We start from the raw sequence: 23,826 nt of genomic DNA, 5'->3' as shown, positions 1-23,826 counted from the left end.
CGGTTTTTTCATTTACGTGTTCAGTAGTTCGAGTCCGGGTGAACATCATGTGGTGGAGCAAAGGTAAATCGCGGGTAACCGAGGGCGCACAGGCCCTGGCATCGCCAATGATCATGTCCCTGGAACCGCGGATGCTGTTCGACGGCGCCGTCGCCGCGACCGTGGCCGACGCCGCGCAGCCGGATGCCCATCCCACCGCGGACGCGGCCAAGACGCCCACGGCCGATCAGGCTACCGATACTCACGTGGCCCAGGGCCAGGCCGATGCCACCGAAGCCGCCGTGCCGGGCAAGTCGGTGGTATTCGTCGATTCCCGGGTCAAGGATGCCGCCAGCCTGCTCGAAGGCGTGGCGCCCGGCACCGAGGTCGTGCAACTGGATGCCACCAAGGACGGCTTGCAACAGATCGCCGATTACCTGGACACCCACCAGGGCGTCAGCTCGGTGCAGATCATTGCCCATGGCAACGCCGGTGATCTGTGGTTGGGCAACGCCTACCTGTCGGCGGACAACGTCCAGGCCCGCGCCGAGGTGCTGGCGCAGATTGGCCAGGACATGAACGCCGGAGGCGATATCCTGATCTATGGCTGCTACACCGCCCAAGGCGAACGTGGCCTGGAGCTGGTCGATTCGCTGGCGCAATTGACCGGTCGCGATGTGGCCGCTTCCAACGACCGTACCGGTCTGGGCGGCGACTGGGACCTGGAAATCGCCACCGGCAACATCGAAAGCGCCAACGTGTTGTCTGCCACTGCAATGAGCGACTACCAGTGGGGCCTCGCCACCTGGACCGCCACCAACAACGCCAACACCGGTGTCGGCTCGTTGCGTGCGGCCCTGTCCTCTGCGCAGAACGGCGACATCGTGACCTTCAGCAGCGGCATGACCGTCGCGCTGACCCAGGTGCTGGTGGTCAACAAGAACGTCACCATCGATGGCGACCTCAATAACGACAACGTTGCCGATGTCACCCTCGATGGGCAATTCCGCACCCAGGTCCTCAGCGTGACGTCCGGTACGACGGCAACCCTCGATGGTTTGGTGATCACCCGTGGCATGGTAGCGGGTGACGGCGGCAATGGTGGCGTCGATGCTGCGGTTGCCAAGGCCGGCGGTATTTATAACGCAGGAACCCTGACCCTGAAGAACGTCACGATTACCGCCAACGCCGCCTCGGGCGGTGGTGGCGGTGGTGGCGTGACGCCGCAATATGCCGGTGGCGGTGGTGGTGGCGGCGGCGCGGTCGGCAGCGGTACCGGCGGCAAGGGCGGCGACACACTCAATGCCACGGGCTCCGTCGGCTCGACGGGACAGGGCGGCGCCGGCGGCGGCTTCTTCAACATGGGCGGGCGGGGCGGTAACTCCACCGGTGGTGCCGGCGGTGCCGCTTACCCGGGCTACAGCACCGGATCGGCCGGCGGCACGGCGGCCAGCGCGGGATTATCCATCGGTGGTGGTGGGGGCGGTGACGGCTACAACTCCATAGGTGGTGCGGGTGGCGGCGCAGTGGGTGGTATCTACAACGACACCGGCGCGACCCTGCGCATCATCGGCAACTCGGTGATTTCCAACAACATCGGCGCCGGTGGTGGCGGTGGTGGTGGCGGTGCCGGAGGTGGCTACACCCACACTGGCGGTGCGGGCGGCGTCGGCGTTGGCGCCATCTGGAACAAGGGCGCGATCCTGATCACCGCGGCCAACTTCGCGGCCTTGTCAGGCAATGTCGGCGGCAGCGGTACCGGGGGCGGCAGTGCGGGCACCGCAGGTACGTCGCCGGCTTCCGTGGCCAATGTCTACGGTGACGGCGGAACCATCAACACCAACTATGTGCCGGATTTGACCCCGCCTACCGCAACTGTCGTGGTGGCCAATACCAGCCTGAACTCCGGTGGTACGTCGCTGGTGACTGTCACCTTCTCCGAGGCCGTGACGGGGTTTACCTCTGCCGACCTGACGGTGCAGAACGGCACCGTGGGTGCCTTCAGCAGCAGCGATGGCGGTATCACCTGGACCGGCACGCTGACGGCAGCCAGCAACATCGCCGATACCACCAACGTGATCACCCTGGACAACACCGGCGTTGTCGACCTGGCGGGTAACGCTGGCGTAGGCACCACCAGTTCGAACAACTATGTGGTCAACGACACCGTGGCGCCGACGGCGACCATCGTGGTGGCCGATACCGCACTCAAAAGCGGTGAAACCTCGGCCGTCACTATCACGTTCTCCGAAGCGGTCAGCGGCTTCACCACCGCCGACCTGACGGTGGCCAACGGTACCGTCACCGGGTTGAGCAGCAGCGACGGCGGCATCACCTGGACCGCGACCCTGACCCCGGATGCTGACGTGACCGACACCACCAACCTGGTGGTCCTGGACAAGACTGGCGTCGCGGACTTGTCCGGCAACGCCGGCGTGGGCACCACCAACTCGAACAACTACGCCGTCGATACGCTGCGCCCGACCGCGACCATCGTGGTGGCCGACACCGCGCTGAGCGTCGGCGAAACGTCGCTGGTGACCATCACCTTCAACGAAGCGGTCACTGGCTTCACCACCGCCGACCTGACGGTGGCCAACGGTACCGTCACCGGGCTGAGCAGCAGCGACGGCGGTATCACCTGGACCGGGACACTCACTCCCACCGCCAGCATCAGCGACACCACGAACCTGATTACGCTGGACAACAGCGGCATTGCCGATCTGTCTGGCAATGCCGGTACGGGCACCACCGACTCGAACAACTATGCCGTCGATACGCTGCGCCCCACCGCGACGATCGTAGTGGCCGACACCGCACTGAGCGCCGGTGAAACCTCGCTGGTGACCATCACGTTCAGCGAGGCGGTGACCGGTTTCACCCTGGCCGACCTGACGGTCGCCAACGGCTCCTTGAGTGGGTTGAGCAGTGCCGATGGCGGTATCACCTGGACCGCGACGCTTACCCCAAGCGTCAGTGTCACCGACGCCACCAACCTGATCGTCCTGGCCAATACCGGGGTGAGCGATGCGGCGGGCAACGCCGGTACCGGTACCACCAGCTCCAACAACTACGCCATCGACACGCAGCGCCCCACCGCCAGCATTGTCGTTGCCGACCCCACGTTGAGTATCGGCGAAACCTCGTTGGTGACCATTACCTTCAGCGAGGCGGTCACTGGCTTCACCAGCGCCGACCTGACGGTCGCCAACGGTAGCGTCACCGGGCTGAGCAGCGGCGACGGCGGCATTACCTGGACCGCTACATTCACCCCGAGCGCCAGCACCAGCGACGCGACCAATCTCATCACCCTGGACAATACCGGGGTGAGCGATGCGGCGGGTAATGCCGGCAGTGGCACCACCGACTCCAACAACTACGCCATCGACAACGTGCGCCCCACCGCCACCGTAGTGATTGCCGACACGGCGCTTGCCGCCGGCGAAACCTCGTTAGTGACTATCACCTTCAGCGAGGCGGTGACCGGGTTCACCCTGGCCGACCTGACCGTTGCCAACGGCAGCCTGAGCGGGCTGAGCACCAGCGACAACATCATCTACACCGCCACCTTCACTCCGAGCGTCGGCGTCAATGACACCACTAACCTGATCACCCTCGATAACACCGGCGTCGTGGACGGTGTGGGCAATGCCGGCACCGGCACCACCGATTCCAACAACTACATCGTCGATACGCAACGCCCGACCGCCACCATCGTCGTGGCCGATAACGCGCTGAGCGTCGGCGAAACCTCGCTGGTGACCATCACCTTCAGCGAAGCAGTCAGCGGTTTCGACAACTCGGACCTGAGTGTGGCCAACGGCACGCTGAGCGCGGTCAGCAGCAGCGATGGCGGAATCACCTGGACCGCTACCCTCACGCCAACTCTCGGGATCGTCGACACCACGAACGTCATCGTGCTGAACAACACCGGCTTCAGTGATGCGGCGGGCAACACTGGTACCGGCACGACCAGTTCGAACAACTACCAGGTCGACACCAACGTGCCGACGGCCACCATCGTGGTCGCCGACTCGTCGTTGAGTATCGGTGAAACCTCGCTGGTGACCATCACCTTCAACGAAGCGGTGAACGGGTTCGACAACAGTGACCTGACCGTCAGCAACGGCACCCTGACCAACGTTAGCAGCAGCGATGGCGGCGTGACCTGGACGGCCACCTTTACCCCGAGTGTCGGCGTTTCCGATACCAGCAACCTCATTACCCTGGACAACACCGGCGTGCGCAACGGGGCGAGCAATGCCGGGGTCGGCACCACCGACTCCAACAATTATGCTGTCGATACCGTACGCCCCACCGCGACCGTCGTCGTGGCCGACACCGCCATTGGCGCTGGCGAGACCTCGCTGGTGACCATCACCTTCAGCGAGGCGGTGACTGCTTTCACCGCTGCCGACCTGACGGTCGCCAATGGTACGGTCACCGGGTTGAGCAGCAGTGACGGCGGTATCACCTGGACCGCGACGTTCACGCCGAGTGCCGGGATCAACGACACCAGCAACGTCATCACCCTCACCAACGGCGGTATCGCCGACCTGGCGGGCAACATCGGCACCGGGACCACCGACTCCAACAACTATGCCATCGACACCCAGCGTCCGACCGCCACCATCGTGCTGAGCGACTCGACGCTGCGGCCGGGCGAAACCGCCCTGGTAACCATCACCTTCTCCGAGGCCGTGACTGGTTTCAGCAACGCTGATCTGAGCGTTGCCAATGGCAGCCTCAGCGCGGTCAGCAGCAGCGATGGAGGCCTGACCTGGACCGCCACGTTCACGCCAACCGTGGGCGTGAGCGATGCCACCAACCTCATCGTCCTGGACAACACCGGCGTGAGCGACTCAGCCGGCAACGCCGGGACAGGCACCACCAACTCGGCCAACTATGCGGTCGAGACACAGGTGCCGACCGCCACTGTCGTGGTCGCGGACAGCTCACTCACGGTGGGCGAAACCTCGCTGGTGACCATTACCTTCTCGGAAGCGGTCAGCGGCTTCGACAATTCGGACCTGAGCGTGAACAACGGCACGTTGAGCAACGTGTCGTCTTCCGACGGTGGCGTGACCTGGACGGCGACGTTCACCCCGAGTGCCGGCATTTCCGACACCAGCAACCTAATCAGCCTGGACACCAGCGGCGTGGTCAACGTTTCCGGCAACAGCGGTGTCGGCGTGGTGAACTCCAACAACTACGCTGTCGACACGGTGCGTCCGGGCGCCACCATCGTGGTCGGCGATACCAGCCTGGGTATCGGCCAGACCACCACCGTGACCATCAGCTTCACCGAGGCGGTGACCGGTTTCGACCTGTCGGACCTCAGTGTCGCCAATGGGGTGCTGTCCAACCTCGCCAGCAGTGACGGCGGCCTGACCTGGACAGCGACCCTGACACCTACGGCGGGTATCAACGATGCCACCAACCTGATCCTGCTCGACGCCAGCAACGTGCAGGACATTGCCGGCAACGCCGGTGCGGGTATCGCGATCTCCAGCAACTACGCACTCGACGCCACCCGGCCGACCGCGACCATCGTGGTCGCCGATCCGAGCCTGAGTGTGGGCGAAACCACCACCGTGACCATTACGTTCAGCGAAGCCGTGGCCGGTTTCGACCTGTCGGACCTGAGCGTCACCAATGGCGAACTGACCAACCTGACCAGCAGCGACGGTGGCAAGACCTGGACGGCGACTTTCACCCCCGCGGCGAATCTCACCGACCCGAGCAATTTCATTGCCCTGGACACCAGCAATGTCAGCGACGCGGCAGGCAATGCCGGGGCCAGCGTGGCGGTGTCCAACAATTACGCCATCGACACGGTAGTGCCCAACGACGTGAAGCCACCGCCGGAGTTCCTGACATCGGATCCCGTCACGGTCGCCCCACCGTCCGAAGTACCGTTGCAGCCGGTCGTCTTCACGCCGCCGACGGGCGATCTGGGCTCGCCGGTGGGCTTCCCACCGCTGTTCGAGCAACGGGATGTGGGCGGCGGCCTGCGGCCGATAGGCGATATCTTCATCAACCGTGGCGCGCTGGCGCCCAGTTACATCGCCCAGGTATTCAGCACTGATGCCGCCGGCGATGGCTCGGGTCAAGGGTTCCTCGGTTTTGGCGGCGGTGACGGTGGGGTGTTCGGCAGCAGCACCCTTTCGACCCTGTTCAACCATGATTCCGGCAGCGAAGGCGAGTCGATGGATGCCTTTGGCAATTCATCGATGCAGGGGGGCGATGTGTCCCAAGGTATGCGCGCAATGTTCGGCGCACCGACCTTGGGCCAGCAACTGCAACACCTCAAGGACACGGAGCAGCGTCAGGTCGACACCCTGGCAATGGCTCTGCAACAGGTCGGGATCAGCCAGATACAGGCCTGAAGCATTCAATAAGAAAATTTGCGGCAACCAGGGGCATTCCAGGGAATGAATAGAAGTCAGAAGTTATTCGGTATGAGTCTGCTGGCAGTGGTGGTCAGTGGGTGTGCAGTCACCAGTGAGCCGATCGATCGTAGCGTCAGCGAACAGCGCGCCCAAACCGATCTGCAGAATATGTACAAGGGCCAGGAGCCCCTCAGCGGCCCGCTGACCCTGCACCAGGCCATGGCCCGGGCAGTGAAGTACAACCTGGAGGGACGCCTGAAAATCATGGAAGAGGCCCTGGCCAAGCGGCAGCTGGACCTGGCCAGTTTCGACATGCTGCCACGCATGGCGCTGGACGCCGGCTACGTGGGCCGCAACAACGTCAACGCCTCCAGCAGCCAGAGCGTGGAGACCGGCACCCAGTCCCTGGAGCCGTCGACCTCCCAGGACCGTGACCGTGAAGTGGCCGACCTCACCATGGTTTGGAACGTGCTCGACTTCGGCGTGAGCTACATCAGCGCCAAGCAAGCCGGTGACCAGCGATTGATCGTCCAGGAACGCCGGCGCAAAGTGATCAACACCATCGTCCAGGATGTGCGTTCGGCCTATTGGCGAGCCATGGCTGCCGAACGCCTGCTCAAGCAGATCGACAGCCTGATGGCCCGGGTCGAGGCGGCGCGCAACAACAGCCAGAGCATGAGTGAGCAGCGCATCGGTGACCCGGTGCAGGCCCTGGGATACCAGCGCTCGCTGATCCAGGCCACCCGCCAGCTCGAAGAGCAGCGGCGTGCGTTGTCCCTGGCCAAGACCGAACTGGCCACCCTGATCAACCTGCCGCTGGGCACGGAGTTGACCCTTGCGACCCCGGATGAGTACGAGATCCCGGAACTCAAGGTCGACATGGCCCGTCTCGAACACGAAGCCCTGGCCAGCCGTCCGGAACTGCGCGAGCAGGATTACCAGACACGCATCACGGCCGCCGAAACCCGCAAGGCCATGCTGCGGCTGTTGCCGGGCCTGGAGTTCTCCGCCGGCGGGCACTACGACAGCAACTCGTTCCTGGTGGAGCAGGGCTGGGCCGACTATGGCGTGAAGGTCACCTGGAACCTGTTCAACGTGATCTCCGCCCCGGCGGCCATCGACGTGGCCAAGGCCGGTGAAGAAGTGGCGGCGGCACGGCGCCAGGCAATGTCGATTGCCGTGCTGGCGCAGTTGTACGTGGCTAACGCCAACTACCGTGATGCGGTGCGCCAGTTCAAGACCAACCAGCAACTGTCGGACATCGACGGGCAAATCGTCGGCCAGTTGCGCAGCCGCCATCAGGCCGCCGGCATCGGTGAGCTGGACCTGATCCAAGGCGAGTTGAATACCTTGCAGGCCGACCTGCGACGGGATCTGTCCTATGCCGATCTGCGTAATGCCTACGGCCAGGTCTTCGCCAGCGCCGGTCTCGACCCGATGCCCGATGAAGTGCAATCGACCCAGGTGCAGTCGATTGCCACGGCACTGGCCAGCCGTGAAGCGGCCTGGGCCCAGGGCGACATCACGGTGCCGAAGGCGGCGGTGAAGCCATAACCGGGCGTGGGCATGATGCGCCCGGCGTTTTCCCGGCTACCGGTGACGGTGGACCTGCCCTTGTTGCTGCAAGCGCTGGCGGCCATTGAGGACGATCGCTGGCAGGGGCATTTCAACAACGCCTATTACCACGGCGACTGGAGCGGCGTGGCGCTGATTTCGGCGGCCGACGCGCTGACCGAATTGTCTCCCGGACAGGGGCAGCCTTTGCACCGGCCGCCCTGGTCAAACGATGATCGCTGGCACCGGGCGTTGCGCGACTGGTCCCTGGCGATCGTTTCGGCTCGGCTGTTGCGGCTCGGTCCCGGTGGGCAGATTCATGAACACCGAGACTATGACCTGGGCGGGCCGGATGCCGACCTGCGTCTGCATATCCCACTGCTCAGCCCTCCCGAAGTAGATTTTTGGCTTGAGGGGCAGCGTATCCCGATGAAGGCTGGCGAGTGCTGGTTTCTCGACCTGTCGCGGCCCCATCGTGTCGACAATCGGGACCGGTCGCCACGGGTTCATCTGGTACTCGACTGTCGCCCCGGCCCTTGGTTGGAGCAACAGATTGTCGATGGGCTGCCCACCACCCCAGCTGTCCGCGACGAACGCGGCGACTTCCAGCGTTTTCAAGAGCAGGTGGCAAGCGATCCGCAACTCGCCCGGACCCTGCAGAGCCAGGAAGACCCGGACGCTTTCATCGAATGCGCCGTGACGTTGGCTGCGCAGCAAGGGTTGCAGGTGCGCCGGGAGGAGTTGCGGGCGGCGATGCGCAACGGTCGTCGGCAGTGGAGCGACCAATGGAAGGCCTGAATCTGCAAGGCTGGCTGCCGATCCGCGTGTGGCAAGAGGCGGGGCAGTGGCGGGTCGATTGGTGCTGGTTCGACGATCAGCCTCTGTCGCAACCCTTCTTCGGTGATGCCGTGGAAAACGCTTTGCGTTTGCCCTTCAATCAGGCGTTCCGGCGCCAGACTCCCTTGGACGCGCTCGCCCGGTGGCAGCATCAGAGCCCTGGCCTTGCGCCCAGTGCGTTCATCTTCCATGCCTCGCGCTGTGGTTCGACACTGATCAGCCAGATGCTGGCGCAACTGGACGACCACATCGTCGTCTCCGAACCGCCGCCGCTGGATCGGCTACTGCGCAGTGATCTGCCCGCCGCCGAACGCTGTGCGGCGCTCAAGGGGTTGCTATCGGCCTATGGGCAGCCTCGTCGAGGCGTGGAACGGCGATTGGTGATCAAGCTCGATGCCTGGAACATTGGTGAGCTGTCACGGCTGCATGATTGTTTTCCCGATACACCCTGGCTGTTCGTGTATCGCGATCCCCTGGAAATCGCCGTGTCTCATCTGCGCCGCCCCGGCATGCACATGGTGCCGGGGCTGATCGGTCCGAGTATCCTGGACGATGGGTTGCCTTTCGGCGGACCGGAAGATTTCATCGCACGCAGGGTCGGACGACTGCTACAGGCCGGGTTGGAGCAGTGCCGGGCATCCGTCGCGCAGACGATTGACTACAGCGAGCTGCCGGACGCCATGGCGGGCAGGCTGGCGGTCTTTTTCCAGCTTGATGAGGCGCAGCGCAGGCAGGCGTTCGCCAGCGTGAAGCGGCACGCCAAGCAGCCGGCGCAGGGGTTTACCGGCGACAGCGAGGAGAAGCGCCGAGAAGCGTCGCCCTTGTTGCGCGAGCGGGTGCAGGCCTGGGCGCAAGGGCCGTATGAAGCATTGCAGGCCCTGACGAAGTAAACGCTTCTGGCGAGGGAGTTGCTCAGGCTTGACTGCGACCCGTCAGGGCTTGTTCGGCGACAGCTCCGCCATCCCCTTGAGCAGCTCGATCGGCAGGGGAAACACAATGGTGGAGGACTTGTCTCCGGCAATCGATCCCAGCGTCTGCATGTAACGCAGTTGCATGGCGCCTGGCTGGCGTCCGAGCATCTCGGCGGCCTGCATGAGCTTTTCCGACGCCTGCAGTTCGCCTTCGGCGTGGATCACCTTGGCCCGTCGCTCCCGTTCGGCCTCGGCTTGCCGGGCGATGGCGCGGATCATCGATTCGTTGAGGTCCACATGCTTGATCTCGACATTCGCCACTTTGATGCCCCAGGCGTCGGTCTGGGCGTCCAGCACCTGCTGGATATCGCCATTCAATTGCTCGCGCTCGGCCAGCAGTTGGTCCAGGTCGTGTTTGCCGAGCACGGCGCGCAAGGTGGTCTGGGCCAATTGACTGGTCGCCATGAGAAAGTTCTCGACCTGGATGATCGCCTTCTGCGGGTCGAGGACGCGGAAATACAGTACCGCATTGACCTTCACCGAGACGTTGTCCCGGGTGATCACGTCCTGGGGCGGTACGTCGAGCACGATGGTGCGCAGGTCGACGCGGATCATTTGCTGCACCACTGGAATCAACAGGATCAGGCCGGGCCCCTTGACCTGCCAGAACCGGCCGAGCTGGAACACCACCGCACGCTCGTATTCGCGCAGGATCCGAAAGGTCGAGGCTGCCAGCGCGATCAGCAGTAACAGCAGCATTACAAAACCGATTTGCATACCCATCTCATGCTCCTTGTGAATCCGCGGGGGCCACTTCCAGCAGCAGGCCCTTGCGGGCAATGACACGCACCGCTTGTCCAGGCCGTAGCGACGTCGCGCATGCCACTTGCCAGCGTTCGCCTTCCAACTGCACCCAGCCATGGTGATGATTGCCGGCCTGCAGAGAGGTGACCACGGCGACGCTTCCCAATAACGCGGCGTCGCCGCTGACGGGTTGACGCGGCCGGGTTTTCAATGCGCGGACCAACAGGAAGATCAGCAGCAAGGCACTGACCACACCCAGCCCGATCATCAAGGGAATGGGGACCTCGGCATTGGTCAGGATAACCGCGCCGATGACACACAAAATGATGCCCCCGAGCCCGGCTACGCCATAGTTGGGCAAGGCCGCCTCAGCAATCAGTAATGCCACGCCCAGGGCGATCAGCCAGAAACCCAGGGAGTTGGCGACCATCAGCGCAGGGCCATCGGCTGCCAGCGTCGGCCCGCTCATGGCCAGCAGCGCAAGCATCAAGCAGCGAATATTCACCGGACCCTCCGCAACGCCTATGCGTGACGTTTATCCGTAGTCGTTACTCACAGTCTAGTCGAACCGTGGATTGATCGAGTTTTGAACAGTCTGGCGATGCTCCAGAAGCTAGACTGCTGGAAGAGACACCGCATCCAGCCATGTCAGGAGTTCCCATGGAAGCCCCAACCCACAGCCTTCCCGCCCTGTTCAAGCAACTGGGCCTGCCCGACGATGCCATCAGCATCGATCAGTTCATTGCCAGCCATTCACCCCTCAAGCCCGAACTGCACCTGGCTGACGCGTTTTTCTGGAACGAGGGTCAGCGGCAGTTGTTGCGCGACGAAATCCTCGAGGATGCCGATTGGGCGATGGTGGTGGATCGGTTGAACGAGTTGTTGAGAAAGGGCCGCAGTGACTGATGCATGGGACAGATCCTGGGGGAGCCAGTACAGCTCGCCCCATAAAACGTATATTCAATTTAATTATTAATAAATATCTTCTTATTCCTTAAATAATATATCTCTCCTCCCTATACTCGTCCCTGAACAGACACGCAGGAGAGCACCCATGCGCAACGAATCGACTCGCTACCTGATTGTGCCGGGCTGGCAAGGATCGCCGGAAAATCATTGGCAGACCTATTGGCAGAACAGTCTGCCTAACAGTACCCGGGTCGAGCAGGACGACTGGCTGACGCCCCGGCGTGAAGACTGGGTGGCCGCGCTGGCCGAAGCCATTGCCGCCGACCAAACGCCGGTGATCCTCATTGCCCATAGCCTGGGCTGCATCACGGTTGCCCATTGGGCCGCTACCGCGCCGTCGCAACTGCTACGACAGGTTCGCGGAGCATTGCTGGTCGCACCGGCGGATGTCGAACGGCCGACCTGCGCGCCTGCACTGCGCAATTTCGCACCGATTCCCACCGATCTGTTGCCCTTTCCCAGCCAAGTGGTCAGTTCCGACAACGACGCCGCGGTGAGTGCGCCGCGTGCGCTGGAACTGGCACGTAACTGGGGGGCCGAAGCCGGCATCCTGGCCGGGGCGGGGCACATCAATGTGCAGTCCGGCCATCAGCGCTGGGAGCAGGGTTTCGCCTATCTCTATCGTCTGCAAAACCGCATGGAGCATCACGCCCTGCGTCGCGCCTGAATTTTCAACGCCCTTCCGTTACCCGGCGGTGTGAGGCGGGAGTCTGCCATGAGCTTGCATGAAACCTTCGGTCAGCCGTTGCTGACCTTTCCCGATGCGGAAAAAAGCCCCCTGAGCATCCGCGCCAAGGCGCTGGTGTTCGTTGACCCACGCTCGCGTCAGTTGCGCCAGGCTCTGGAGCAATTGGCGCCACGCGCGATTCCGGTATTGATTCGCGGAGAAACCGGCACGGGCAAGGAATTGCTCGCTCGGCATATCCACCGCGAAAGTGATCGTGGTGGGTTGTTCGTTTCGGTCAATTGCGGCGCCATCAGTCCGACTTATGCCGACGCCGAATTGTTCGGCTATGCGGCCGGCAGCTACAGCGGTTCGGCCAGCAGCCGTGCCGGCTGGTTCGGTTCGGCCAATGGCGGCACGTTATACCTGGATGAAATCGGCGATCTGCCACTGCCGATCCAGGTCAAATTGCTGGCGGCCCTGGAAAATCACGAGGTCACCCGTGTTGGCGCTCATCAGCCCAGCCCCGTGGACGTGCGGCTGGTGGCAGCCACCAGCATCGACCTGGCGCAAGCGGTGGCCGCCGGAAAATTTCACGAACGGCTTTATCACTACCTCAGCGAAGGCCGTCTCGAATTGCCGGCTCTGCGCGAGCGGGTGGGGGACATCCTGCCCCTGGCCGAGTACTTCCTGGGCATCTATACCCAACGCCTTGGCCTGACCATGCCGCTGATCAGCGAGGCAGCCCAACAGGCGCTTGAGCGGCATGGTTGGCCGGGCAATACCCGTGAACTGGAGAACGTCATCCATTTCGCGTTGCTGGTGAGCACGGAAGAGGAGATCTTGCCGGAGCATTTGAACCTGCCGTCCCTGCCCTTGGCACTCGACGCCATCGAGCAGGCAGCAGTGACCCTCGCAAGCGGAACGGCTGCCGAGCGTGTGGCACTCAAGGCGCTGCTGACCCGTCTGGATCAACTCTTCTGAAGCGTTGCCGAGAACGCTTTGTCTATATGAGAAATTTGAATATGAACTTGAATAAAAGATATTGTTAAGGAATAAAGAATGTCGGTATCGTCCGCTTCACGCGAGCAATAGCACTTCGCTGGCACCTCACCCTTTGGCCGTCGTCCATGACGACCGTGATTTTTCGATAAGGACACTGCATGAAAAAAGTTCTGTTGTTCACCGCATTGGCGGCAGCGTTGGCTTCGGGTCTGGCCCAGGCTGCGGAGAAACTGGTGGTGGCGGCGACTCCGGTCCCCCACGCTGAAATCCTCGAATTGATCAAGCCGGCCCTGGCAAAAGAAGGTGTGGACCTGCAGATCAAGGTCTTTACCGACTACGTGCAACCCAATGTACAGGTCGATCAGAAGCGCCTGGATGCCAACTACTTCCAGACCCTGCCGTATCTCAAGAGCTTCAACGAAGGCAAAGGCACGAACCTGGTCACTGTGATCGGTGTGCACGTCGAACCGTTTGGCGGCTACTCGAAGAAAGTCAAAAGCCTGGCCGAGCTGAAAGACGGCGCTACCATCGCCATTCCCAACGAGGGCAGCAACAGCGGCCGCGCCTTGATCCTCTTGCAGAAGGCTGGCCTGATCGAACTGAAGGACCCGAAAAACGCCCTGGCGACACCCAAGGACATCGGCAAGAATCCGCATAACTTCAAGTTCAAGGAATTGGAATCGGCCATGCTGCCGCGGGTGCTGGATCAGGTCGACCTGGACATGATCAACACCAACTATGCCCTGGAAGCGGGTCTCAACCCGGCCAAGGATGCGCTGGTGATCGAGGGTTCGGATTCGCCTTATGTCAACTTCCTGGTGGCCCGCCCGGACAACAAGGACAGCGCCGCCATGCAGAAACTGGCCAAGGCCCTGACCAGCCCGGAAGTGAAGGCGTTCATCGAGAAGAAATACAGCGGCGCGGTATTGCCGGCGTTCTGATCGAATCCACCCTGTAAAAAGCTATATGGCGAGGGAGTAAGCTCCCTTGCCATAGGGATGATGGATCTACGCCGCCCTGTTTTTCAGCGCCCGGCGTAGGGCCACGAGCAGTTTGAGCATGTCTTGCGGGTCGAGTTGTTGCGGGGCTTTCACGTCGGCCATTTCAATTCTCCTTGTGCATGTCGCCAGAAAGCCTGGCCTGAAGCTGCGATTCCTTGGCGGTATCATCGGACCCGTCCTGCAGCGCAGGAAAAATAGACCTCCTGCAAGCCTTCTGCAAATACCATGGATCAATCCGGCCAGCTCCACGCCGGCGCATCCAGCATTCCCTGGCCGACGATCCCTGTCTGGCCCATGTCTTTTTCCAGCACGATGCAATTGCAATCGCCCTCCTTCTGCAAGGCCGTGATCAAGCGCCGGGCGTGGGAAACCACCCAGACCTGACAGTGCTTCGAAGCCCTGATGATCAAACGCGCCAGCGCCGGCAACAGATCCGGATGCAGGCTTGTCTCCGGTTCGTTGAGTACCATCAGCGAAGGCGCGCGGGGCGTGAGCAGTGCGGCGATCAACAGCAGGTAGCGCAGGGTCCCGTCTGACAGTTCGGCGGCGGACAGCGGTCGCAGCAGGCCATGCTGGTGAAATTCGATGCCGAAACGCCCGCCTGGCAATTTATCGATGTGCAGCCGGGCGCCAGGGAAGGCATCGCTGATGGACGTGTGCAGGGCTTGATCGTCGCCAATTTCCAGAATGGTCTGCAGGGCGGCTGCCAGGTCACGTCCGTCGTGGTGCAGCACTGGCGTGCGGGTGCCCAGTTGCGGTTGGCGCGCCGGGGCGTCGGCGTCGCTGCGAAAATGGTCGTAGAAGCGCCAGCGTCGAATGAACTCGCGTATCTGCAGCACTTCCGGCGAGGTGCGCAGGCTGCCGACCTGGTCGAACAGGCTGTCGAAGGTGGGCGTGTGTTGGGCCAGAACGTCCCACGCGCGGCCATCCCGTGCACGAATCATGGGGCCGTTGCGATCCACCAGCAGGCTGGCCGGTCGGAACGTGGGGCCGGCCCAGATGCATTCGCGCTTGATTTCAGGGTCCAGGGAAAACGCGGACGAACTCGGTTCCGGCAGGCCGAGGGAAATCGAATAGCTGAAGTCTTCCATGGCGAACCCCAGGCGCAGGCGTTTGGTATTGAGCCGCACCGTCGCGCCAACGGGCACCTCGCCGCTGCGCATGCGTCGGCTGATCACTTCCGGCCCGGCCCAGAACGTCGAGTCCAGTCCACCTTCACGGGCCAGGGCATTGACCACTCCACCCTGTGCTGTTTCAGCCAAAAGGCGTAGGGCGCGGTACAGGTTGGACTTGCCACTGCCATTGGGGCCGGTAATCAGGTTCAACCGCCCCAGAGGGATCACCAACGTGTTGATGGATCGATAATTTGCCACCGCGAGGGTTTTGAGCATGAGCGTTTCCTGTTGCCGAGTGATCCGTGGAACCCTGTTCTAAGCTCACAGTCGTATCGTCACTGGCACATTCGTGCAATGCAAGGAGTCTGCATGGCTGGTCCCCGAATCAAACTGGTTGCTGGCTTGGGTTTGTGTGCATTGCTGGCGGGATGCGGTGACGAAAAAATCGGTGAAAAAGCCCTGCCACGGGTTTTCGTGCAGCAAGCCGTGCCAACCGAGTATGCGGCCTCGGTGACCCTGACCGGGGATGTCCAGGCTCGGGTGCAGACCGATCTGTCGTTTCGTGTAGGCGGCAAAATCATCGAGCGCAAGGTCGATGTCGGTGACCGTGTCTCGGCCCGGCAAGTGCTGGCCCGGCTCGATCCCAGGGACCTGCAGACCAACGTCGACTCCGCCGAGGCCCAGGTGGCTGCCGAACAGGCGCGGGTCAAGCAAAGCGCGGCGGCCTTCGTGCGCCAGCAGAAACTCCTGCCCAAGGGCTATACCAGCCAAAGCGAATACGACGCGGCCCAGGCGCAATTGCGCAGCAGCCAGAGCGCGCTGACGGCCGCCCAAGCCCAGTTGGCCAATGCGCGGGAGCAACTGAGCTACACCGCACTGATAGCCGAGGCGCCGGGCATCATCACGGCGCGTCAGGCCGAGGTCGGCCAGGTGGTACAGGCCACGGAGCCGATCTTCAGCCTGGCCCGGGACGGCGAGCGTGACGCGGTGTTCAACATCTACGAATCGCTGCTGAGCGAGCCCCCCTCGGATCCGGCCATTGTCATAAGCTTGCTGGACAACCCGGCCATCCAGACCACCGGCAAGGTGCGCGAGATCACCCCGGCAGTGTCCGCCGAAACCGGCACCGTACAGGTCAAGGTGACCCTCGACGATTTGCCCGAGGGCATGCGCCTGGGCTCGGTGGTCAGTGCCACCGCCAAATCCGCCGGCAAGACTGCCGTGGAGCTGCCCTGGTCGGCATTGACCAAGAGCCTCAGCGAGCCGGCCGTGTGGCTGGTGGACGGCGAGGGCAAGGCGCAATTGCGCACCGTCACTGTCGGCCGCTACCTGACCGGGAAAGTCATCATCAGCGACGGGCTCAAGAAAGGGGAGACCGTCGTCACAGCCGGCGGGCAATTGCTGCATCCTGGCGTGCGTGTCGAGATCGCTGAAAACAGCCATGACAAACCGCCGGCAGGAGCCCAGCCATGAAGCGCTTGTGGATGGTCCTGGCGAGTCTGGCCCTGACGGCCTGCTCGAAGGAAGACGCGCCACCCGAGCCGGTACGTCCGGTGTTGTCCATCGAAGTCCGGGCGCTCGACCAGCAGGCCCTCGGACGCTTCGCCGGGAATATCCAGGCGCGTTACGAGAGCAATGTGGGTTTCCGCGTACCGGGGAGAATTGCCAGCCGTAATGTCGATGTCGGCGCCGAGGTGAAGAAAGGCGACCTGTTGGCGACCCTCGACCCCACCGACCAACAGAACCGGTTGCGTGCTGCCCAGGGCGACCTTGCGCGGATCGAGGCGCAGTACATCAACGCCCAGGCCAATGCCCGTCGCCAGCAGCAGTTATTCGATCGGGGTGTCGGTGCCCAGGCGCAGCTGGACGTCGCCCAGACCGACCTGAAAACCACCGGCGCCTCCCTCGAACAGGCCCGGGCCGCGGTGGAGCAGGCCCGTGACCAGCTCAACTACAGTGAGCTGCGCACCGACCACGATGCCGTTGTCACGGCCTGGACTGCAGAAGCCGGGCAGGTGGTGACTGCCGGCCAACAGGTGGTGACCCTGGCTCGCCCGGATATCAAGGAGGCGGTGATCGACCTGCCGGCCGGGCTGGTCGAACGTTTGCCCGAGGGCGTGGTGTTCCAAGTCGCGGCGCAACTCGACCCGAGTATCCGCACCACCGCCACCGTGCGCGAGATCGAGCCTCAGGCCCAGAGCGCCACCCGCACCCGTCGCGCGCGCCTGACCTTGACCGATACCCCACCGGGCCTGCGCCTGGGCACGGCCATCAGCGTGACGCTGAGCTCGGCCATCGAACCGCGCATCGAGTTGCCGCTCAGTGCGTTGCAGGAGGCCGATGGCAAGGCGCGAATCTGGCTCGTCGACCCGCAGAGCCAGACCGTCTCCCCCCGTGAGGTGAAGATTCTCGAACGTTCGGCCGACTCGGTGTTGGTGGCCAACGGCATCAAGCCCGGCGACCGCGTGGTCAGTGCCGGCGTCAACAGCCTCCAGCCGGGGCAGAAAGTGAAACTCGACGAGGATTCACGATGAAAGGGCCCTTCAACCTGTCCGAGTGGGCCCTGCGGCATCAGTCGTTTGTCTGGTACCTGATGTTCGTTGCGTTGCTGATGGGCGTATTTTCCTACGTGAACCTGGGCCGCGAAGAAGACCCGTCGTTCACCATCAAGACCATGATCATCCAGACCCGTTGGCCGGGCGCGACCCAGGAGGAGACCCTCAAGCAGGTCACCGACCGCATCGAGAAAAAACTCGAAGAGCTGGACTCCCTCGACTACGTCAAAAGCTATACCCGGCCGGGCGAGTCGACGGTCTTCGTGTACCTGCGCGACACCACCAGCGCCAAGGACATCCCCGAGATCTGGTATCAGGTACGCAAGAAGATCAACGACATTCGTGGCGACTTCCCCGAAGGTTTGCAGGGGCCGGGTTTCAACGACGAGTTCGGCGACGTGTACGGTTCGGTGTATGCCTTTACCGGTGACGGCCTGTCGATGCGCCAGTTGCGCGACTACGTGGAACAGGTGCGGGCCGAAATCCGCGACGTGCCCGGCCTGGGCAAGGTGGAAATGCTCGGCGAGCAGAATGAAGTGCTGTATCTGAACTTCTCCACGCGCAAGCTTGCTGCATTGGGCATCGACCAACGCCAGGTGGTGCAGAGCCTGCAATCCCAGAATGCGGTGACGCCCGCCGGGGTGATCGACGCCGGGCCGGAGCGGATTTCCGTGCGCACGTCCGGGCAGTTCCAATCGGAAAAGGACCTAGCCAACGTCAACCTGCGCCTCAATGACCGGTTCTATCGACTGGCCGACATCGCCGAGATCAGTCGCGGCTACGTCGATCCGGCTACGCCGCTGTTCCGTTTCAACGGCACACCGGCCATCGGCCTGGCCATCGCCATGAAGAAGGGCGGCAACATCCAGGAATTCGGCAAGGCGCTGCACGCCCGTATGACCGAGCTGACCGCCGACCTGCCGGTGGGCATCGGCGTGCATACGGTGTCGGACCAGGCCGAAGTGGTACAGGAGGCCGTCGGCGGCTTCACCAGCGCCTTGTTCGAGGCGGTGGTGATCGTGCTGGTGGTCAGCTTCATCAGTCTCGGCATCCGCGCCGGGCTGGTGGTGGCCTGCTCGATTCCCCTGGTGCTGGCGATGGTCTTTGTGTTCATGGAATACAGCGGCATCACCATGCAGCGGATCTCCCTCGGCGCGTTGATCATCGCCCTCGGTCTGCTGGTGGACGACGCGATGATTACCGTGGAGATGATGGTCACGCGCCTGGAGAAAGGCGAAACCAAGGAGCAGGCCGCGACCTTCGCCTACACCTCGACCGCGTTCCCGATGCTCACCGGCACCCTGGTGACCGTGGCCGGTTTCGTGCCGATCGGCCTGAATGCGAGTTCCGCCGGTGAGTACACCTTTACCCTGTTCGCGGTGATCGCCGTGGCGATGCTGGTGTCGTGGATCGTCGCGGTGCTGTTCGCCCCGGTGATTGGCGTGCACATTCTCAGCACCAACGTGAAGCCTCACAGTGCCGAGCCGGGGCGAATCGGCCGGGCGTTCAATGGCGGCCTGCTGTGGGCGATGCGCAATCGCTGGTGGGCCATCGGCATCACCGTGCTGCTGTTCGTGCTGGCGGTATTTTGCATGCGCTTCGTGCAAAACCAGTTCTTCCCGTCTTCGGACCGGCCGGAGATCCTGGTGGACCTCAACCTGCCGCAGAACGCCTCGATGGACGAGACGCGCAAGGCTGTCGACCGCCTGGAAGCGACGCTCAAGGGCGACCCGGACATCGAGCGTTGGAGCACCTACATCGGCGAAGGCGCGATTCGTTTCTACCTGCCGTTGGACCAGCAACTGCAGAATCCCTACTACGCGCAATTGGTGATCGTCAGCAAGGGCCTGGAGTCGCGCACGGCCCTCACCGAGCGCCTGCAAAAACGCCTGCGCGAGGACTTCGTCGGCATTGGCAGCTACGTGCAGGCCCTGGAAATGGGCCCGCCGGTAGGACGGCCAATCCAGTACCGGGTCAGCGGCAAGGACATCGACCAGGTGCGCAAGCATGCCATCGAACTGGCCACCGAACTGGACAAGAACGAGCACATCGGCGAAATCATTTACGACTGGAACGAGCCGGGCAAGGTTCTGCGCATCGACATCGCCCAGGACAAGGCACGGCAACTGGGGTTGTCCTCCGATGACGTGGCCAAGCTGATGAACAGCATCGTCAGCGGATCGCCGGTCACCCAGGTCGACGACGACATCTACCTGATCAACGTGGTCGGGCGTGCCGTGGACAGTGAACGGGGTTCGCCGGAAACCTTGCAGAATCTGCAGATCGTCACGCCGGGCGGCACGTCGATTCCGTTGCTGGCGTTCGCCACGGTGCGCTATGAGTTGGAACAGCCGCTGGTGTGGCGTCGCGACCGCAAGCCAACGATCACCATCAAGGCCGCCGTACGCGATGAAATCCAGCCCACCGATCTGGTGAAGCAGTTGCAACCGGACATCGACAAGTTCGCCGCCGGCTTGCCCGTGGGCTACAAGGTCGCCACCGGGGGGACGGTGGAAGAGAGCGGCAAGGCCCAGGGGCCGATTGCCAGTGTCGTGCCGCTGATGCTGTTCCTGATGGCGACGTTCCTGATGATCCAGCTGCACAGCGTGCAGAAGCTGTTCCTGGTGGCCAGCGTCGCGCCCCTCGGGTTGATCGGCGTGGTGCTGGCGTTGGTTCCCACAGGCACGCCCATGGGCTTCGTGGCGATCCTGGGGATTCTTGCGCTGATCGGCATCATCATCCGCAACTCGGTGATCCTGGTCACCCAGATCGATGAGTATGAGCGCGACGGCTATGAGCCTTGGGATGCGGTGGTGGAAGCTACCCAACACCGGCGACGACCGATCCTGCTCACGGCGGCTGCGGCGAGCCTGGGGATGATCCCGATTGCCCGGGAAGTGTTCTGGGGACCGATGGCCTACGCGATGATCGGCGGGATCATCATCGCCACGCTGCTGACCCTGCTGTTCCTGCCGGCGCTGTATGTGGCCTGGTACAAAATTCGCGAACCGAAGCGCGATTGAGGGGGGCTGCCGGGCAGCCCATCGCGAGCAGGCTCGCTCCCACAGGGACCGCAGTGATCCCATTCTTTGTGGGCAACCGAGATCCAATGTGGGAGCGAGCCTGCTCGCGATAGGGCCCACCAGTCATGCGAGCTTTTTACTTATGCACCAACCGCAACCCATTGAACACCACCAGCAAACTCACCCCCATGTCGGCAAACACCGCCATCCACATCGTGGCGAACCCGGCAAAGGTGACGCCGAGGAAGATCGCCTTGATGATCAGCGCCAGGGCGATGTTCTGTTTCAGGATGCTTGAGGTTTGCCGCGAGAGGCGGATGAAGGTCGGGATCTTGCGCAGATCATCGTCCATCAAGGCGACATCGGCGGTCTCGATGGCCGTATCGGTGCCGGCCGCCGCCATGGCGAAGCCGATTTCCGATCGGGCCAGGGCGGGGGCGTCGTTGATGCCGTCGCCCACCATGCCGACCCGGTGACCCTGGGTGTACAGGTCTTCGATGGCCTGCAGCTTGTCCCCCGGCAGCAGGTCGCCTCGCGCTTGATCCATGCCGACCTGGCCGGCAATCGCCTCGGCGGTGTGGGCGTTGTCGCCGGTGAGCATCAGGGTCTTGATGCCCAGGTCGTGCAATTGCCGGATGGCTTCGCGGCTGGAGTCCTTTACGGTGTCGGCCACGGCGAACAGCGCCAAGGGGCCTGTAGCGTCGAGCAGCAGCACCACCGACTTGCCTTGTTTTTCCAGGGCGAAGAGTTTCTCTTCCAGTTCCGGGGAACACAGGCCCAGGTCTTCCACCAGGCGATGATTACCTAAGTGGTAGGTCTGGCCGTTGATATCACCGCGTACCCCACGACCCGGGAGGGCCTCGAAGTTATCCACAGGCTGTGGCGCCAATTGTTTATCCACAGCGGCAATGGCTCGGGACACCGGGTGATCGGAGCGGGCGGCGAGGCTGGCGGCCAGGGCTGGGGCGCTGCCTGCCACGGTCGGGTCCAGTGCCATGTAGTCGGTCTGGATCGGTTTGCCGTGGGTGATCGTACCGGTCTTGTCCAGGGCCAGGTAGTCGAGCTTGTAGCCACCCTCCAGGTATACGCCACCCTTGACCAGGATGCCTTTGCGCGCTGCCGCGGCAAGACCGCTGACGATGGTCACCGGGGTGGAAATCACCAGCGCACAGGGACAGGCCACCACCAGCAGTACCAGGGCCCGGTAGATCCAGTCGAACCACGCCGCGCCCATGAACAAAGGTGGAATGACGGCTACCGCCAGCGCCAGGGCAAACACCGCCGGGGTATAGATTGTCGAGAATCGGTCGACGAAGCGTTGGGTCGGCGCGCGGGAGCCCTGGGCCTGCTCCACGGCGTGGATGATTCGCGCCAGGGTGGATTGATCGGCTACCGCGGTCACGCTGTATTCCAGCTCGCCGGCCTGGTTGATGGTGCCGGCGAACACCTTGTCGCCCACTGTTTTTTCCACCGGCAGGCTTTCGCCGGTAATCGGCGCCTGGTCGATGGTCGAGCGACCGGCCACCACTTCACCGTCCAGCCCGACGCGCTCGCCGGGACGAACCCGTACCCGCGCGCCGAGGGCAATGACCTTGACTTCCTGCACCTGCCACGTGCCATCGGCCTGCAGTACGGTGGCTTGTTCCGGGGCCATCTGCATCAGGCCGCTGATGGCATTGCGCGCCCGGTCGAGGGATTTGGCTTCGATCAACTCGGCCACGGTGAACAGGAACATCACCATTGCTGCTTCGGGCCATTGGCCGATCAGCACGGCACCGGTCACGGCGATGCTCATCAGTGCATTGATGTTCAGGTTACGGTTCTTCAGGGCGATCCAGCCCTTCTTGTACGTGCCCAGGCCTCCGCTGAGGATCGACACCAACGCCACCAGCGCGACCACCCAGTTTGGCGCGGCATTGGTGAAATGAATCACCTCGGCACCCAAGGCCGTCACGCCGGACAGCGCCAACGGCCACCAGGGTTTGGCCGGGGCAGGCAGGTCGTTGGTTTGCGGTTTCTGGCCTGGGGCCAGCGGGTCGGCCTGCATCCCTAAGGACTCGATGGCCTGGATGATCGGTGCGTCGCTGGGCAAATCGTGAGTCACGCCCAGCACACGGTTGATCAGGTTGAATTCCAGTCGCTGCACGCCTTCGAGCTTGCCGAGCTTGTTCTGAATCAGCGTCTGCTCGGTGGGGCAGTCCATCGCTTCGATGCGAAAACTGCTCAGCCGGGCACCGTCCGTCGGCGCTTTACCGAGGTTGACCACGGACGGCGCTGCTTTCGAAGCGCAGCAGGAATGCCCGTGGTCATGACCGTGGACGGGCTTGTGGATGTGAAGGGAATCGCTCATTGGGTGACGTCCATGAAAAGTGCTTGTTGCACAGTAAAGACCCTGTAGCCACTATAGGGTCAAGCACCTGTTCAGGAGGCAATGTCATGAAGATCGGCGAGCTGGCGAAAATCACCGACTGCCAAGTCGAAACCATCCGTTATTACGAGCGCGAAGGCCTGCTGCCGGAGCCGGCCCGCAGCGACGGCAATTACCGCGTCTACACCCAGGCCCACGCCGAGCGGCTGACGTTCATCCGCAACTGCCGCACCCTGGACATGACCCTGGAAGAAATCCGCAGTTTGCTGGCCTTGCGCGACAGCCCCCAGGATCAGTGCGAGAGCGTCAACGCGTTGATCGACGAACACATCCTGCACGTCACGGCCCGCATCGACGGCCTGCTGGCCTTGCAAGCGCAACTGATCGACCTGCGCCGTCGCTGCGGCGAAGGGCCGGATCCCGAGCAATGCGGGATCTTGCAGCGCCTGGAAGTGAGCGGGGCGGTGGTGCCGGAGCCGGAGCCTTCGCATGTGGGGCGCAGTCACGGGCATTGAGTGCCCTTGCGCCGGAACTTGAAGGTCATGAAGATCCAATGTGGGAGCGGGCTTGCTCTGCGATTAAACTGATGGTGAGAGCGGTGAGTGGCAAGCTGAATGCCCGGAGTGCTTAAAGCACGTGTGGGAGCCCA

Annotated in this window: 16 protein-coding genes; 12 read left to right on the top strand and 4 right to left on the bottom strand. The window is 63.0% G+C overall.

Features of this window, described 5'->3' with window-relative positions; genetic code table 11:
• Window positions 1–47 precede the first annotated feature (47 nt).
• From FBY02_RS18825 to FBY02_RS18810, 4 genes are read left to right on the top strand one after another with little or no spacing between them, the layout of a single operon-like run.
• The gene (locus FBY02_RS18825) at window positions 48–6,368 is read left to right on the top strand and encodes an Ig-like domain-containing protein (protein ID WP_144929745.1); all 6,321 of its coding nucleotides are present in this window, start codon (window positions 48–50) and stop codon (window positions 6,366–6,368) included.
• A gap of 45 nt (window positions 6,369–6,413) precedes the next feature.
• The gene (locus FBY02_RS18820; protein WP_144929744.1) at window positions 6,414–7,925 is read left to right on the top strand and encodes a TolC family protein; all 1,512 of its coding nucleotides are present in this window, start codon (window positions 6,414–6,416) and stop codon (window positions 7,923–7,925) included.
• A gap of 12 nt (window positions 7,926–7,937) precedes the next feature.
• A complete protein-coding gene (locus FBY02_RS18815) occupies window positions 7,938–8,723 on the top strand; it encodes an aspartyl/asparaginyl beta-hydroxylase domain-containing protein (protein ID WP_144929743.1) in 786 nt (261 codons plus the stop codon).
• The gene (locus tag FBY02_RS18810; protein WP_144929742.1) at window positions 8,711–9,652 is read left to right on the top strand and encodes a sulfotransferase family protein; all 942 of its coding nucleotides are present in this window, start codon (window positions 8,711–8,713) and stop codon (window positions 9,650–9,652) included. The genes FBY02_RS18815 and FBY02_RS18810 overlap by 13 nt, the downstream gene beginning before the upstream one ends.
• 42 nt (window positions 9,653–9,694) lie before the next feature.
• On the opposite strand, the gene FBY02_RS18805 is transcribed toward FBY02_RS18810, so the two are convergent.
• Both FBY02_RS18805 and FBY02_RS18800 read right to left on the bottom strand, forming a co-directional pair.
• Window positions 9,695–10,456 carry a slipin family protein gene (locus tag FBY02_RS18805; protein ID WP_144929741.1) on the bottom strand — a complete coding sequence of 254 codons (762 nt, stop codon included), beginning with the start codon at window positions 10,454–10,456 and terminating at the stop codon, window positions 9,695–9,697.
• A gap of 1 nt (window position 10,457) precedes the next feature.
• A complete protein-coding gene (locus tag FBY02_RS18800) occupies window positions 10,458–10,982 on the bottom strand; it encodes an NfeD family protein (protein ID WP_144929740.1) in 525 nt (174 codons plus the stop codon).
• Between the two features lie 155 nt (window positions 10,983–11,137).
• On the opposite strand from FBY02_RS18800, the gene FBY02_RS18795 reads away from it, so the two are divergent.
• From FBY02_RS18795 to FBY02_RS18780, 4 genes are all read left to right on the top strand, one after another.
• The gene (locus tag FBY02_RS18795) at window positions 11,138–11,383 is read left to right on the top strand and encodes a DUF2789 domain-containing protein (RefSeq protein WP_144929739.1); all 246 of its coding nucleotides are present in this window, start codon (window positions 11,138–11,140) and stop codon (window positions 11,381–11,383) included.
• Between the two features lie 148 nt (window positions 11,384–11,531).
• Window positions 11,532–12,113, top strand: coding sequence for an alpha/beta hydrolase (locus FBY02_RS18790; RefSeq protein WP_144929738.1), 582 nt, complete (start codon window positions 11,532–11,534; stop codon window positions 12,111–12,113).
• Window positions 12,114–12,161: 48 nt separating this feature from the next.
• The gene (locus FBY02_RS18785) at window positions 12,162–13,094 is read left to right on the top strand and encodes a sigma 54-interacting transcriptional regulator (protein WP_144929737.1); all 933 of its coding nucleotides are present in this window, start codon (window positions 12,162–12,164) and stop codon (window positions 13,092–13,094) included.
• 179 nt (window positions 13,095–13,273) lie between these two features.
• Window positions 13,274–14,056: a MetQ/NlpA family ABC transporter substrate-binding protein gene (locus FBY02_RS18780; protein ID WP_144929736.1), complete on the top strand. Its 783-nt coding sequence runs from the start codon at window positions 13,274–13,276 to the stop codon at window positions 14,054–14,056.
• A gap of 290 nt (window positions 14,057–14,346) precedes the next feature.
• On the opposite strand, the gene FBY02_RS18775 is transcribed toward FBY02_RS18780, so the two are convergent.
• Window positions 14,347–15,507: an AAA family ATPase gene (locus tag FBY02_RS18775; RefSeq protein ID WP_144929735.1), complete on the bottom strand. Its 1,161-nt coding sequence runs from the start codon at window positions 15,505–15,507 to the stop codon at window positions 14,347–14,349.
• 93 nt (window positions 15,508–15,600) lie between these two features.
• Here FBY02_RS18775 and FBY02_RS18770 point away from each other — a divergent pair, with 93 nt between their 5' ends.
• The 3 genes from FBY02_RS18770 to FBY02_RS18760 are packed head-to-tail and all read left to right on the top strand — an operon-like array spanning window position 15,601 to window position 20,809.
• On the top strand, window positions 15,601–16,704 hold the full coding sequence (locus FBY02_RS18770) for an efflux RND transporter periplasmic adaptor subunit (protein ID WP_144929734.1): 1,104 nt from the start codon (window positions 15,601–15,603) through the stop codon (window positions 16,702–16,704).
• Window positions 16,701–17,765: an efflux RND transporter periplasmic adaptor subunit gene (locus tag FBY02_RS18765; protein WP_144929733.1), complete on the top strand. Its 1,065-nt coding sequence runs from the start codon at window positions 16,701–16,703 to the stop codon at window positions 17,763–17,765. Before FBY02_RS18770 ends, FBY02_RS18765 begins: the two co-directional genes overlap by 4 nt.
• Window positions 17,762–20,809: an efflux RND transporter permease subunit gene (locus tag FBY02_RS18760; RefSeq protein ID WP_144929732.1), complete on the top strand. Its 3,048-nt coding sequence runs from the start codon at window positions 17,762–17,764 to the stop codon at window positions 20,807–20,809. Before FBY02_RS18765 ends, FBY02_RS18760 begins: the two co-directional genes overlap by 4 nt.
• Window positions 20,810–20,945: 136 nt before the next feature.
• On the opposite strand, the gene FBY02_RS18755 is transcribed toward FBY02_RS18760, so the two are convergent.
• Complete coding sequence (locus tag FBY02_RS18755) at window positions 20,946–23,159, bottom strand: heavy metal translocating P-type ATPase (RefSeq protein WP_144929731.1); 2,214 nt, start codon at window positions 23,157–23,159, stop codon at window positions 20,946–20,948.
• Window positions 23,160–23,245: 86 nt separating this feature from the next.
• Here FBY02_RS18755 and cadR point away from each other — a divergent pair, with 86 nt between their 5' ends.
• Window positions 23,246–23,692 (top strand): Cd(II)/Pb(II)-responsive transcriptional regulator, encoded by a 447-nt coding sequence (gene cadR / locus FBY02_RS18750; RefSeq protein WP_144929730.1) that lies wholly within the window; start codon window positions 23,246–23,248, stop codon window positions 23,690–23,692.
• Window positions 23,693–23,826 lie beyond the last annotated feature (134 nt).

This window comes from Pseudomonas sp. SJZ078 (assembly GCF_007828255.1).
GTDB lineage: Bacteria > Pseudomonadota > Gammaproteobacteria > Pseudomonadales > Pseudomonadaceae > Aquipseudomonas.
Note: the sequence above shows the minus strand (reverse complement) of the source record. Positions and strands in the feature narration are given on the sequence as shown.